This window comes from Halomonas llamarensis (assembly GCF_023555005.1).
Classification (GTDB): domain Bacteria; phylum Pseudomonadota; class Gammaproteobacteria; order Pseudomonadales; family Halomonadaceae; genus Vreelandella; species Vreelandella llamarensis.
This window is the reverse complement of record NZ_JAMJPJ010000002.1, coordinates 155554-168437: the sequence shown is the minus strand read 5'-3', so window position 1 is coordinate 168437 and position 12884 is coordinate 155554. Positions and strand designations below refer to the sequence as shown.

12 protein-coding genes are annotated in these 12884 nt (G+C 55.0%); 7 read left to right on the top strand and 5 right to left on the bottom strand.

Translation table 11 applies throughout. The features are described 5' to 3' along the window. Positions 1 to 7: 7 nt before the first annotated feature. The 6 genes from mreC to tldD all read left to right on the top strand — a co-directional run bounded on the left by mreC (position 8) and on the right by tldD (position 8731). Positions 8 to 964 carry a rod shape-determining protein MreC gene (mreC, locus tag M8006_RS02805; protein ID WP_250079836.1) on the top strand — a complete coding sequence of 319 codons (957 nt, stop codon included), beginning with the start codon at positions 8 to 10 and terminating at the stop codon, positions 962 to 964. Then, positions 964 to 1452, top strand: coding sequence for a rod shape-determining protein MreD (mreD, locus tag M8006_RS02800; RefSeq protein ID WP_250079835.1), 489 nt, complete (start codon positions 964 to 966; stop codon positions 1450 to 1452). The genes mreC and mreD overlap by 1 nt, the downstream gene beginning before the upstream one ends. An 85-nt stretch (positions 1453 to 1537) precedes the next feature. Then, positions 1538 to 2131: a Maf family protein gene (locus tag M8006_RS02795; protein ID WP_250079833.1), complete on the top strand. Its 594-nt coding sequence runs from the start codon at positions 1538 to 1540 to the stop codon at positions 2129 to 2131. 33 nt (positions 2132 to 2164) lie between these two features. After that, a complete protein-coding gene (gene rng / locus M8006_RS02790; protein WP_250079832.1) occupies positions 2165 to 3628 on the top strand; it encodes a ribonuclease G in 1464 nt (487 codons plus the stop codon). Between the two features lie 4 nt (positions 3629 to 3632). Further along, positions 3633 to 7280, top strand: a complete 3648-nt coding sequence (locus M8006_RS02785) for a YhdP family phospholipid transporter (RefSeq protein WP_250079830.1) — start codon at positions 3633 to 3635, stop codon at positions 7278 to 7280. Next, positions 7280 to 8731, top strand: a complete 1452-nt coding sequence (tldD, locus tag M8006_RS02780) for a metalloprotease TldD (protein ID WP_250079828.1) — start codon at positions 7280 to 7282, stop codon at positions 8729 to 8731. The genes M8006_RS02785 and tldD overlap by 1 nt, the downstream gene beginning before the upstream one ends. A 15-nt stretch (positions 8732 to 8746) precedes the next feature. Here tldD and yjgA read toward each other — a convergent pair whose 3' ends face one another. Next, complete coding sequence (gene yjgA / locus M8006_RS02775) at positions 8747 to 9268, bottom strand: ribosome biogenesis factor YjgA (protein WP_250079826.1); 522 nt, start codon at positions 9266 to 9268, stop codon at positions 8747 to 8749. Between the two features lie 106 nt (positions 9269 to 9374). Between yjgA and pmbA the strand changes: the two genes are divergently transcribed. Beyond that, the gene (gene pmbA, locus M8006_RS02770) at positions 9375 to 10715 is read left to right on the top strand and encodes a metalloprotease PmbA (RefSeq protein ID WP_250079825.1); all 1341 of its coding nucleotides are present in this window, start codon (positions 9375 to 9377) and stop codon (positions 10713 to 10715) included. 12 nt (positions 10716 to 10727) lie between these two features. Here the strand turns inward: pmbA and M8006_RS02765 are convergent, their stop codons facing one another. The 4 genes from M8006_RS02765 to hpf form a co-directional block, all read right to left on the bottom strand. Beyond that, the gene (locus M8006_RS02765) at positions 10728 to 10997 is read right to left on the bottom strand and encodes an HPr family phosphocarrier protein (protein ID WP_250079823.1); all 270 of its coding nucleotides are present in this window, start codon (positions 10995 to 10997) and stop codon (positions 10728 to 10730) included. 93 nt (positions 10998 to 11090) lie between these two features. Beyond that, the gene (gene rapZ / locus M8006_RS02760) at positions 11091 to 11984 is read right to left on the bottom strand and encodes an RNase adapter RapZ (protein ID WP_250079820.1); all 894 of its coding nucleotides are present in this window, start codon (positions 11982 to 11984) and stop codon (positions 11091 to 11093) included. 57 nt (positions 11985 to 12041) lie between these two features. Then, on the bottom strand, positions 12042 to 12512 hold the full coding sequence (locus M8006_RS02755; protein ID WP_250079818.1) for a PTS sugar transporter subunit IIA: 471 nt from the start codon (positions 12510 to 12512) through the stop codon (positions 12042 to 12044). 4 nt (positions 12513 to 12516) lie between these two features. Further along, entirely contained in the window at positions 12517 to 12825 is a 309-nt protein-coding gene (gene hpf, locus M8006_RS02750) for a ribosome hibernation-promoting factor, HPF/YfiA family (RefSeq protein ID WP_250079817.1), read from the bottom strand. Positions 12826 to 12884 lie beyond the last annotated feature (59 nt).

The window sequence follows — 12884 nt, the reverse complement described above, 5'->3', positions numbered from 1 at the left end:
CGGGGTATTGCCTATTAAACCGCTGTTTTCGCACGGTCCGTTGCCTGGGTATCGCCTTTTTTTCTGTGCGGTGGCGGCAAGCATGTTAATGTTTGCCGACCAGCGCTTTACCCGCATGGAGGAGGTGCGTGCGAATCTCTCAATGGTGGTGGCGCCCATTCAATGGGTGGTAAGTTGGCCCAGCGACTTACTGAGTTGGGGGACCGTTGCGCTTTCTGACCAGCAGGCCTTGGTAGATGAAAACCAGCGTCTGCGTGAGCAAATTCTAATGCTCTCGCACCGCGGGCAGCGCATCTTCAGTTTAAGAGCGGAAAACGCCGAATTGCGTGAGCTTCTCAATGCCGCTGCCCGGCGCGATGTGCCGTTTATTAGTGCCGAGCTGCTCTCGCTCGATAACGACCCGTTCAGCCACCAGATGGTAGTGGATCGCGGTCATCGCAACGGTGCCTACGTGGGTCAGCCGGTGATTGATGCGTTCGGCCTTGTCGGACAAATTACCGCGGTTTCGGCTTATTCAAGCCGTGTGCTCTTGGTGGCGGATGCGAGCCACTCTTTACCCGTACAAGTTAATCGCAACGGCTTACGTTTTATCGCGCAAGGCGCCGGAAATTATCAAAGTCTTAACGTGCTACATGTACCCGATACGGCGAACATTCGTGAGGGAGACTTGTTGATGACTTCAGGCCTTGCCGGGCGTTTTCCGTCAGGGTACCCAGTCGCGCAGGTTACTGAGGTTGTGCACGACCCGGGCGAGCCTTTTGCCCAGGTGAGCGCAGAGCCGCTGGCGAGATTACAACGTTCACGCCACTTTTTGTTGCTTTTCCCTCCTCCGCGCGAAGACGTCAATGAAAGCGTGTGGGACGAAAGCTTTGGTCTTTCCTCCAGCGCCTTGCAATGTGTAGAGGAGCTAACAGTGACCCTCCAAGCCTCTTCGTCCTTAAAGCAAGTAAGGGGAGCTCTCTGATGGCTCGTGCACCTTTTGTGCCGCTATTGGTGGTGTGGCTGACCCTTTTGTTTGCCTTGTGTCTACAGGCAATGCCTCTGGCAGAAGGTTGGCAGGTCTATCGCCCTGATTGGTTGGGGTTAATGCTGATCTACTGGTGTATGCGTGTACCTGATCGCGTCGGCGTACTGCATGGTTTTGTGCTCGGTTTGCTCCTTGATCTGCTTGAGGGCGTTCCATTGGGGCAAAATGCGATGACGCTTTCTTTATTGGCGTTTTTATGTGCCTTAGTGTATCCGCGTTTTCGCGCGTATTCGTTGGTTCAGCAGGCCGTTATCGTGTTGGTGCTACTCGGGATTGTGCAATTATTGGAACAGTGGGTGCGCACCTTTTGGGGGGATTTTTCCATTCATTTGGCGTTCTTAATTCCTTCGTTGATCAGCGCGCTGCTATGGCCGTGGCTGGCCACGATGTTTTACGCGCTGGAAAAGCGCTTAGCAGGTTCATAGTGCGTGTATCACTCAGTTGCGCCGCATTTGGCGCTCAACCACACAAACGAACGTCTGTGATAAAGCCTTATGAAGGCAGTGCGATATGAAAAAAGTATCGCCACAGTTGTGCTTGGCGTCGGCCTCACCGCGTCGGCGGGATTTGCTTGCATCGATTGGCGTCAGCGTAGAAGTTCACCCATGTGATATTGACGAAACACCTTACGCGGCCGAATCAGCGCGAGACTACGTTGTGCGCTTGGCACGTGAAAAAGCCTTGGCAGCTGCGCCCGTAACATCGCTGCCAACATTAGGTTCCGATACGGCCGTGGTATTAGACGATGAGATTTTGGGCAAGCCGACTGATCAGCACCATGCGACCAGCATGCTCAAGGCGTTATCCGGGCGGACGCATCAAGTGCTCACAGGGGTGGCCGTGAGTGGCTCGCATGGTGTTTTGGTCCGCTGTGTTGAAACTCGCGTCACCTTTCGCACACTAAGTGATGTGGAAATGACGGCATATTGGCATACCGGTGAGCCGTTAGATAAGGCTGGGGGTTATGCGATCCAGGGGCTTGCCGCGGTATTTGTTGCCTCCCTTCAAGGAAGCTATTCCGCTGTTGTTGGGTTGCCCTTGTATGAAACCGCAGCGCTTTTGCGTCAGCAAGGTGTCGCGCTGTGGGGCGGAAAACTTACGTAAAGCATCCTCGTACAAATCGATAAGGAAATGGGCATGAGTGGTGAGGTTCTCATCAATTTAACACCGATGGAAACTCGCGTGGCGCTGGTCGAAAACGGTGTGCTACAGGAAGCGTTGATTGAGCGTTCTCGACGTCGTGGAATCGTAGGCAATATCTACAAAGGCAAAGTGGTGCGCGTTTTGCCTGGCATGCAGGCTGCCTTTGTCGATATTGGCTTAGAGCGCGCTGCGTTTATCCACGCCCATGAAGTTATGCCCTCGGGAACGCCAAGTGAGGACCAGCAGACCATAGGTCAATTGCTGCACGAAGGGCAGGCACTGGTGGTGCAGGTTACGAAAGATCCCATCGGTAGCAAAGGTGCTCGGCTGACGACGCATTTATCCGTACCTTCCCGCTATCTCGTGTATATGCCGGACTCCCCCCACCACGGCGTTTCCCAGCGTATAGAGGATGAAAACGAACGTGACCGGCTCCGCGTGCTTTTAGAGCACGGCGTGACTCAGCAGACGCTCGATGTCACGGGTGGCTTTATTGTACGCACAGCGGCAGAAGGCGTAGGTGACGAAGAGCTTGCAAGCGACATGTATTTTCTGTTGCGCTTATGGCGCAAGGTTGGCGAGCGTAAAATTACTGCGACCCCGCCAACCGTCATTTATGACGACTTGCCGCTATTTATGCGAACGCTGCGCGACGTGATGCGCGATGATATCGAAAAAGTGCGTATCGACTCGCGGGAAAACTTCGCTAAGCTCGTCGAGTTTGCCGAGGAATTTATGCCAAATGCCGTCGAGCGGATTGAATACTACCCTGGTGAGCGGCCAATTTTTGATCTCTATAGCGTAGAGGATGAGATTCAAAAAGCGCTGGGGCGCAAAGTACAGTTGAAATCCGGTGGCTATTTGGTGATCGACCCCACCGAAGCGATGACTACGATTGACGTTAATACCGGCGGCTATGTGGGGCATCGCAACCTAGAAGAGACGATATTTAAAACCAACCTTGAAGCCGCCACGGCTATTGCGCGTCAGCTGCGGCTGCGCAATTTGGGCGGTATTATTATTATCGATTTCATCGATATGGAAGATGTTGAACACCAGCGCCAAGTACTGCGGGTGTTGGAAAAAGCGCTGGAGCGAGACAACGCTAAAACCAAATGCACTGGCGTCACTGAGCTTGGCTTAGTGCAATTGACTCGCAAACGTACGCGTGAAAGTTTAGAGCAAACGTTGTGTGAAGCTTGCCCTACCTGCTCAGGCCGCGGCACGTTAAAAACGCCAGAAACCGTGTGTTATGAAATTTTCCGGGAAATTCTTCGTGAAGAGCGCGCTTATAGCGCTGAGACATACATGGTGCTCGCGTCTCAGCCGGTAGTGGACCGGTTGCTTGATGAAGAATCGGCGTCGGTGGCCGATTTGGAAACCTTTATTAATAAAACCATTCGCTTTCAAGTCGAGCAGCACTATTCACAAGAGCAGTATGACATCGTACTGATGTGAGCCGATGACCTTTTCGATGCTGCGTAAATGGTTGCTGTTAGTGCTGGCGTTCTGCCTAGGTTCGCTGGCTGTCACCCTACTGCTTTTGCGTCTGCTGATGAGTCAAGCTGACTACCTGACGCCGCGTGTAGAAGCACTGTTAGAAGCTCGAATAGGAGCGCCGGTCAGTATTGATGGGCTCTCTTTGTCATTAGCGCGTAATGATCCGCAGTTGCGCCTTTCGGGCGTCACGGCTACCACGGCAGAAGGGGAGGCGCTTTTTACCCTTGAACGGCTGAACCTGCAGCTGGATAGCTGGGCCACCTTCTCGACCCGTACGCCCGTCTTCAACCATGCCTACGTGCAAAATTTTGTGGTGCACCTTTATCAAGGCAATGGCATGCAATGGCAGTGGCCTGAGCCGGCGACACTGCCGATTGCACCAGAGCCAACGGTAAATCTAGAAAAGCTGGATACGTGGGTGGGATTTTTATTGCGTCAGCGCTTACAGGTGCAAGAAGCCCGCATTATTTTGCACGGTCGCGAGGAGAGTGTAACCCTCCAGGCACCTTCGCTTGTGCTCACTGGCGATGAACGGCGTACGCAATTAGAAGGAGACGTGTCTATTGCCTCGGGTGCCGTAGGGGAGGCATCGGATGCGCTGCCTGCGGCGTATATGCGCGCTGAAGTGCAGCCGGGCAACCAAGGCATGCGAGACTTCTCTGCTGCGTTACAACTCGATATGCAGCTAGATCACCTGGCGACACTGATGGAGATCTTACAGCCGGTGGAGGCGCCGCAGTTTGCCGAGATCGAGGGTGATGTGCGCTTATGGGGGCGTTGGGGTGAGGGTGTGCTGCAGGAGGTACGCCTTGACGCAGATATTCCTGAACTAACGCTGCGCCAATCACATCAGCTAGCGTTACTGCGCGGTATTAGCGCCCAAGGAATCTGGCAGCGTAGTGGCGATGGCGGGCAAGCATGGCTGAGTGGGGATGCCGAAAATATCGAGTGGTCACGCCCGGAGCAAGTGGGGGATCGGCCAGCGCTGCCACGCCACTGGTATCTCTCCCACCAGCCAGGGGAGTGGGAGATCCGAACCAGTGGGTTTGAGCTAGCATCATTAGCCGCTTGGCATCGCTATATCACGCTACCCGAATCACTCACTCGCGTGTTAAAAACGCTAAACCCGCGCGGCAATGTCACAGGCTTTAGCTTAGGGCAAAGGGCGGGCGAGTGGCGAGTGGATGCAGCCGTGCATGATCTTAAAGCCTCAGCTTGGGAAAGCGCCCCCGGGGGCGGGCCCTTTGACGCTTGGGTCCGGGCTCGCGACCAACGCGGGCGCGTGCTCTTTTCAAGCGCGGGGAAGAGCTCGCTCAATTTTCCTGAGCTGTTTGACGAGCCGTTGTCGCTAGATCATGCCCAGGGGGAAGTGCAATGGGTATATGACGGACCGACCGCGCTGGTAAGTGGCAAGCAGCTAGAAATGGAGTGGAACGGCGCTTCGCTGACAGGTGGCTTTGGCTTGGTTAACGCCAAAGGGGGAGGGCGTTTTGGGTTGGATTTGGCGTTTAGCGATGTCGATGCGCTAAATCACCCATTGAGATCGTGGTTACCGATGGCGCTATTGGGGCCTGATCTGACCAAGTGGCTGAGCCGCGACATCAACGGCTATGTGGACCACGGCAGCCTGACCGTTGGCGTCCCCTATGGTCCGCAAATAGAAGATACGTCCACAACCACTGAACTGGATCTTGCTATTGAGCAAGGCACGATCCCCATTGCCCCCGGCTGGCCCATGTTGACGGACGTCGTAGGGCAGCTCCACTGGGACTCAAGCGAGGGCCTTAGCGCTATGGTAGATCATACCTATAGTGAAGGCGTGGAGGCGAAAAATACCCACATTACCTTGCGTGACGAGGCGCTCCGTGTCGATGGCGATGTAGCAGCGACGGGCGCGTCGCTGCTTCGTTTCTTGCAAGCCTCCCCGCTGATTTCCTCGGCCGTATTGGAACAAATCGAGGCGAGTGGCACTATTGATGCTGCGCTGACGCTCTCTTTACCGCTGAAAAATCCTGAGGCGCTCAGCGTGGATATTGCCGCAACTCCCAACCTCTCTACGTTGCGCTATCAACCTTTGGCGTTGTCGGTTAATGATGTCAACGGGGATCTTCGGTGGCACCAGCAAGGGGCGCGCAGCGATTTACTAGGTAGCGTCACCGGGCGGCTATTCGGTAACGACCTTAGCGCAACATTTCAGCCGAATAAAAACATTGCCTTTGAGGGCGAAGTGGACGTTCGCGAATTGTTAGCGGTTGCCGGTGCCAACAGTAGCGCATTGCCGTTATCCGGGCAGGCGTCCTGGCAGGGCCAGCTTGATTGGAGAGGCATGCCGCATTTACACATCGAAAGTGATTGGCACGGCGTGAGTATCGATTTGCCTCCTCCGTTACGTAAAACGGCGGACGAGCGCTGGCCGTGGTCGCTCAACGCAGATCTTGCCCGCGCGCGAATCGAGAGCTATTTGGGAGAGTTTGCCCATTTGCGTGCTCAGTTGCTAGGGGGAAATATTGCGGGTGCACTGCATCTTGGTGATACAGCCAGCGCTGCGCCGCAATGGCCGGAACAGGCGGGATGGCGCATTGACGTCTTAACTGACGCGCTCAATGGGCAGTTGCGCTATGATGCCGGTGAGCACGGTCCCGTCGATATCACGGTCAGCCAGCTCAACTTGGATGAGCTGTTAGCACTGGTTAACCAACCCAGTCGAATCTCGTCAACGTCAGTGACTGATGAACCGGAGGCTTGGTTGCAACAAGTGCAAACCCAAGTGCCGGCGCCGACTTCGCTGCCTGGCTGGCTGGCTGAGCTTCCTGGTGGACGGCTGCGTATCGCCGATATTACCTTCGGCCCTGAGCGCTTTGGCCCGTTGACGGCCTATTGGCAAAGCGACGATAACGGCCTTTCTGTTTCACCGGTGGGGCTTACTCTTGGGCAGATTTCCGCGCGCGGGGAGTTATTTTGGGCTGGCACCTCCATGGCGAGTGACTCTCGAGCTGATATCACCCTACAAGGAGCTGATATTGGCACTGTGTTTGAGCGGTTGAATCAACCGGTGGCTTTACGCAGCCAGCGCACCGATGTCACGGCAAACCTCACATGGCCGGGCGCGCCGTGGCAATTTTCTCTTGACCGCGCCGACGGCGATATTACCCTTGAACTACGCAATGGACGCTTTGTGACCCTCAATTCAACACCGGCGCGCCTCGTCGGGCTTTTGAATTTGGACAATATCCTGCGCCGTCTGCGCTTGGATTTTTCCGATGTAACTGGCGAGGGAACTGCTTTTGACTTTGTTCAAGGTGAAGCCGATGTGGCAGGGGGCGAGCTCTTGCTTCGCGGGCCGCTGAAGATAGAGGCGCCTTCGGCCTCCATTCGCCTGAGGGGTAGCGTGGATTTGATTCAGCGTGAACTTGATCAACGTCTTGGCGTCTCACTGCCTATCAGCCAAAGCTTACCTTTTGCTGCCATTGCCGCTGGCGCGCCGGTGGTTGGTGGCGCACTGTTTATTGCGCACTCGCTGTTCGGTGATACGCTAAGCCGAGCGACAACGATTCACTATCGTGTGACCGGTCCCTGGGCCGCACCGATTGTTACTTTAGAAGGCTCTTGATGACACAACACACCTCTAATCTTGATCAGGCGGTAGCAACGCTTTTGACGCCTGGCGGCTTAGATCTCAACGGGTTAGAAACCGGCCTTAGCCACGCGATGGGCGCGGGTATTGATTATGCTGACCTTTATTTCCAACGCTCCTGGCAAGAGGGCTGGGTGCTGGAGGACGGTCAAGTCAAAGAAGCCAGCTACAACATTGATGGGGGCGTTGGCGTGCGCGCCCTGGCCGGTGAGAAAACTGGCTTTGCCTACTCCAACCAGATCACCGCGGATGCCCTAATGGATACGGGGAAAACGGCAGCGAGTATTGTGCGCAGCGGCCAAAAGCTACCTGGGCAAGCGGTAACGCCGGTGAATGCGGTGGCAAGCTATGCTGGTGTTGACCCTATTGCTGGGCTCACAGCCGACGAAAAAGTCGCCATGCTGAAGCAGGCAGACCGTGTAGCGAGGGCTTCAGATTCCAGTGTGAGCCAGGTGAGCGCGTCGTTGTCGGGTACCTATGAAGTGGTTCTCGTGCGTGCAAGTGACGGTACGCTTGCGGCGGATATTCGCCCACTGGTGCGCTTTAACGTTAGTGTAATTGCGGTGAAAAACGGCCGTCGTGAGCGCGGTAGTGCTGGTGGTGGCGGGCGCTACTCAATGGCGAAACTGCGTGATGCAGGTGTCGCTGAACGTTATGCCGAAGAAGCCGTGCGTCAGGCGTTGGTGAACCTGGAGGCCGTTGATGCCCCCGCCGGGCAAATGCCGGTTGTCTTAGCGTCTGGTTGGCCGGGTATTTTGCTGCACGAAGCCGTCGGCCACGGGCTTGAAGGCGATTTTAACCGCAAGGGTAGCTCCGCTTTTGCCGGCAAAATGGGCCAGCGTGTCGCCGCCAAAGGCATCACGGTGGTTGATGATGCCACCATTGCTGATAGTCGTGGCGCCTTGAGCATTGATGATGAAGGCACACCGGGGCAGAACACGCCGTTGATTGAAGATGGCATCTTAACCGGCTACATGCAGGATAAGCTCAACGCACGCTTGATGGGCATGGCGCCGACCGGTAACGCGCGACGTGAGTCGTTTGCCCACTTGCCCATGCCACGCATGACCAACACAGTAATGCTGGCCGGCCAAGATAATCCCGACGATATTATTAAGAGCGTGAAACGGGGAATTTACGCCGTTAGCTTTGGCGGTGGGCAGGTCGACATTACCTCAGGCAAGTTTGTGTTTTCCGCCAGTGAAGCCTATCTGATTGAAGATGGTCGTATTACCGCGCCGGTGAAAGGCGCCACACTGATTGGTAATGGCCCCGAGGTGATGGGGCGTGTGTCGATGGTCGGCCATGACATGGCACTCGACCCGGGTATTGGGGTGTGCGGCAAAGAAGGGCAGGGTGTGCCGGTAGGCGTCGGTCAGCCGACGTTAAAAATCGACGAGCTGACCGTCGGCGGCACGCAGTCGTAAGATGTTGTGCTCGGGCTACAGCGCGGCGCTGTCGCGCAGATGTTTGAATAGTTTACGTGCGCTAACAGGCGTTTTGCCTTGCTCACGTTCGCGTTGCGCGTTACGTACTAGCTGGCGCAGGGTTTGGCGGTCAGCATTGGGGTAGTTAGCCATAAAGCGCTCAATGCCGTCATCGCCTTCGTCAATAAGACGATCGCGCCACTTTTCCAAGCGGTGGAAGGCGTGGTTACGTTGTTCGCGCTCTTGCTCAATGGCATCAAACACAGCGTGGATGGCGGGCAAATCTTCTTTGCGCATGAGCTTGCCAACATATTGCATGTGACGACGACGGCCTTCGTGCGAACGAATACGCGCGGTCTCGTCGATGGCACGTAGTAGGTCATCCGATAGCGGAAAGCGGGCACGCTCGGCAGGTGACATAGCAATCAGGGTTTCGCCTAGCTGCTGCAGTTCATGCATCTCGCGTTTGAGCTGGGATTTGCTTGGGCGGATGTCCTGTTCATCCATTTCGATGGGGGTCGGGCGTTTTTTCGGCATGGTGGCTCACAGCAAACAGTTAAATGAAAGACGGCATTATAGCAGTCCGCCAGAGAATGACAGGGGTATCGCCTAAGAGCGCGGTATCCGTAAAGGAGAGTGAAGTATGGCACAGGCATTCGATGCAAATGCTCAGCAAAGCGTGCTGGCATCGCGCGCGCAAGAGGCGCTCGCACTGGCAAAGCATTTAGGGGCTGATGCGGCAGAAGTGGGTGCAAGCGTCGATCAAGGTGTCGGCGTGAGCGTGCGTCTTGGGGAAGTTGAAACCGTTGAGCTTTCGCGCGATCAAGGCATTGCGGTAACGGTCTACGTTGGACAGCACAAAGGTAGTGCGTCTTCCACCGATGCGGGAAGCGACTCGATTCGTGCCACCGTTGAAAAGGCCATGTCGATAGCACGTTATACCGGCGAAGACCCGGCAGCGGGGCTGGCCGATGCCGAGCTGATGGCGCGCGACGTACCGGATTTAGACGTTCATCATCCTTGGGCCTTAAGCACCGAGGAGGCCACCGAGTTAGCGTTAAGTTGTGAACGTGCCGGGCGTGAGGTTTCAGGCATTACCCACTCGGACGGCGCGTCGCTATCTACGGGGGAAGGCGTGCGTGTGTATGCCAATAGTCACGGTTTTTTAGGCACGCAAAAAGGCAGCCGACATTCGCTTTCCTGCATGTTGATTGCCGAAGATGACAATGGCATGCAGCGCGACTATGACTATACGTCGGTTCGTCATCCTAAAGAGCTTCGCGACCCGGCAGGTGTGGGGCGCGAAGCCGCACGGCGCACATTGCGGCGTCTCGGGGCCAAGCGACCGGCTACTGGGTCCTTTCCGGTGCTATTTGATCCCTCAATGGCGAGTGGGTTAGTGGGCCATTTAATGAGCGCTATTGCCGGTGGAGCCCTGTATCGTCAAGCCTCATTTTTGTGTGACCGACTAGGAACGCCGCTGTTTCCTGAATGGTTTAGCCTGGAAGAGCGGCCTATGGAGATGGGGGCGATGGCGAGCTCACCTTTCGACGGCGAAGGCGTGCAAACGCGCAACAATCGCTTCATCGAACAGGGCAAGCTAGCGAGCTACATGCTCTCTTCCTACAGCGCTCGTCGCTTAGGGATGCAAACCACGGGGAATGCCGGTGGCGCGCGCAACTTGCGCCTTAGTGCGCCGCTAAGCTCGTTCGAAACCTTATTAAAAGACATGGGCCGTGGTATTTGGGTAACCGAGTTAATGGGACAAGGCGTTAATGGTGTGACAGGCGATTATTCACGCGGTGCAGCAGGTTTCTGGGTGGAAAATGGTGAGGTACAGTTCCCTATTGAGGAGTTCACGATTGCGGGAAACTTGGAGCAAATGTTTGCTAATTTGCGTGCGGTAGGAAGCGATACCGATACACGGGGCAGTATCCATACCGGTAGTTGGTTGATTGATAATATGACGGTTGCGGGAAGCTAAGCGAGGTTGGTGCTACTGATCTTCATCGAACCGGGCGTCGAATAGCGCTTCAATGGCATCCAGTGCTTGTTCGGCGTCGTCGCCTTCGGTTGTCACAGTGAGTTCGGTGCCACATGGCGCTGCGAGCATGAGCAGTGCCATAATATTGGCAGCATCGGCTTCTTTTGCGCCTTTATACACTTTAATGTGCGCACTAAATTGCTGACCGCAGTTAACCAGTTTGGTGGCGGCGCGTGCGTGTAAACCACGTCTATTATTAAGTGTTAATGTTTTCTTTGGCACCCTGGTTCCTTCTTCCAAGCGGTGTCGTTTTGATACTAGGCTTGCGTTACGTCGCGGGCGCGGGTAATTCACATCCCCGTCTTATAGCGCTTCTCATTGTTGGGCAACGCCGCTTTCATTTAGGATGTATTGTAGGCCAAGCTCGCGGTGGCGCAGATGGGCTTCGCCGGTCGTGGCAATAATGCGCTGGGCAAGCTGCTCGACTAAATAGACCGAACGGTGTTGCCCCCCTGTGCAGCCGATGGCAACCGTCATATAGCTGCGTTGACTGCTTTGGTAAGCCGGTAACCAACGGATTAGCCAATCGTGAATATCTTGGCACATTGACTCCACGATGGGGTAGGCGCTTAAAAAGGCTTGAATATCGTCGTCGCAACCATTTGATTGGCGTAGTGCAGGGTCCCAATAGGGATTGGGCAGGCAGCGCACATCAAACACGAGATCTGCATCGAGTGGGACGCCGCGTTTATAGCCAAATGACTCGAACGTAATGGTAAGTTGGTCACGTTGGTGATGGGCTACTTGGTCGGTGATTCGACGGCGTAAATCATGAGCCGAAAGACGCGATGTATCAATGGTGAGATCTGCTAGGTCGCGTACCTCGCTTAGCGCATTTTCCTCTTTTATGATCGCTTCCTCAAGCGTTAGGTCGCTGTTTCGCGTTAGCGGATGGCGTCGGCGCGTGGCGGAATAGCGCTCGAGCAAAATTCTGGCATCGGTGGTAAGAAATACCACTTGAAAGTGAATGCCTCGCTGCTCTAAATCGCTGAGTAGGCGTGGGAGCTTCTCCAGCGCACCGGGTAAGTTACGGGCATCAATGCTAACGGCTAAACGCGCTTGGTCACCCTGATCGCGGATTTCATCTACCAGTGAGCCAAGCAAAACGGCCGGTAAATTATCTATCGCATAGTAGCCAAGATCTTCCAGTGCCTGAAGGGCAATTGACTTACCCGAGCCTGAGCGACCACTGATAATGACCAGTTGCATAGGGTATCCCTTTGTGGGGGCAGCAAGAAGTTTTAGCTGATGTATTGAGCGACGATCTTATGTAGCTGAATGAGTGCGTATTTTCTCGCTAATTAAGTCGAGAAGCTCTCGCTGGCTGCCTGCTTTGCGAAGTTGGGCGCGGGTGTCCACGTCGTTCATTATCGTGGCGACTTGACCGAGTAGTGCAAGGTGCGTGTCATCCGCTTCTTCAGGTACAAGTAGGATAAACACAAGGTCTACCGGGTCGCCATCAATGGCATCGAAATCAACCGCTTCGGTCAACTTCAAAAAGCTCGCAATAGGCGACGTGCAGTGAGGGCTGCGCGCGTGTGGGATCGCTACCCCGTTACCAATACCCGTGCTGCCAAGCCGCTCGCGGCTTATCAGGCGGCTGAACACTTCTTGGCTATCAAGGCTGGGTGTGTTTTGCGCAATGAAGGTGCTGAAAAACTCCAGCACCCTTTTTTTGCTGCCCCCCGGAACATCGTAAAGTACGCGTTCCGGGGGGAGGATCGTTTTCAATGTCATTGATTTACCGTGCGCCGGCGCCTTGGGCGCGGGCCTGGGCTTTTTCTTTATGCTTGACGAGTTGACGGTCAATTTTATCCGCCAAAGCATCAATAGCGGCATACATGTTGATATCGGTTGCTTCAGCATGCAAATCCGCACCGGCTGCATGAAGTGTGCATGCCGCTTGTTGGCGCTCTTTTTCTACCGACAATGTCACTTGAACGGTCGTTATATTGTCGTAATGGCGCTCAACGCGGGCCAACTTTTCGTTGACATAGTCACGCAAGGCGTCAGTCAGTTCTACGTGATGACCGGTGATATTGACTTGCATTGACGTACTCCTTATCCGTCGGACTGTCTCTCGATTGTAACCCTTTTTTCTATTAAGCA

Coding starts and splice junctions, on each gene's coding strand:
- mreD (WP_250079835.1), top strand. CDS start 964: ATGGCTCGTGCACCTTTTGTGCCGCTATTGGTGGTGTGGCTGACCCTT.
- M8006_RS02795 (WP_250079833.1), top strand. CDS start 1,538: ATGAAAAAAGTATCGCCACAGTTGTGCTTGGCGTCGGCCTCACCGCGT.
- rng (WP_250079832.1), top strand. CDS start 2,165: ATGAGTGGTGAGGTTCTCATCAATTTAACACCGATGGAAACTCGCGTG.
- M8006_RS02785 (WP_250079830.1), top strand. CDS start 3,633: ATGACCTTTTCGATGCTGCGTAAATGGTTGCTGTTAGTGCTGGCGTTC.
- tldD (WP_250079828.1), top strand. CDS start 7,280: ATGACACAACACACCTCTAATCTTGATCAGGCGGTAGCAACGCTTTTG.
- yjgA (WP_250079826.1), bottom strand. CDS start 9,268: ATGCCGAAAAAACGCCCGACCCCCATCGAAATGGATGAACAGGACATC.
- pmbA (WP_250079825.1), top strand. CDS start 9,375: ATGGCACAGGCATTCGATGCAAATGCTCAGCAAAGCGTGCTGGCATCG.
- rapZ (WP_250079820.1), bottom strand. CDS start 11,984: ATGCAACTGGTCATTATCAGTGGTCGCTCAGGCTCGGGTAAGTCAATT.
- M8006_RS02755 (WP_250079818.1), bottom strand. CDS start 12,512: ATGACATTGAAAACGATCCTCCCCCCGGAACGCGTACTTTACGATGTT.
- hpf (WP_250079817.1), bottom strand. CDS start 12,825: ATGCAAGTCAATATCACCGGTCATCACGTAGAACTGACTGACGCCTTG.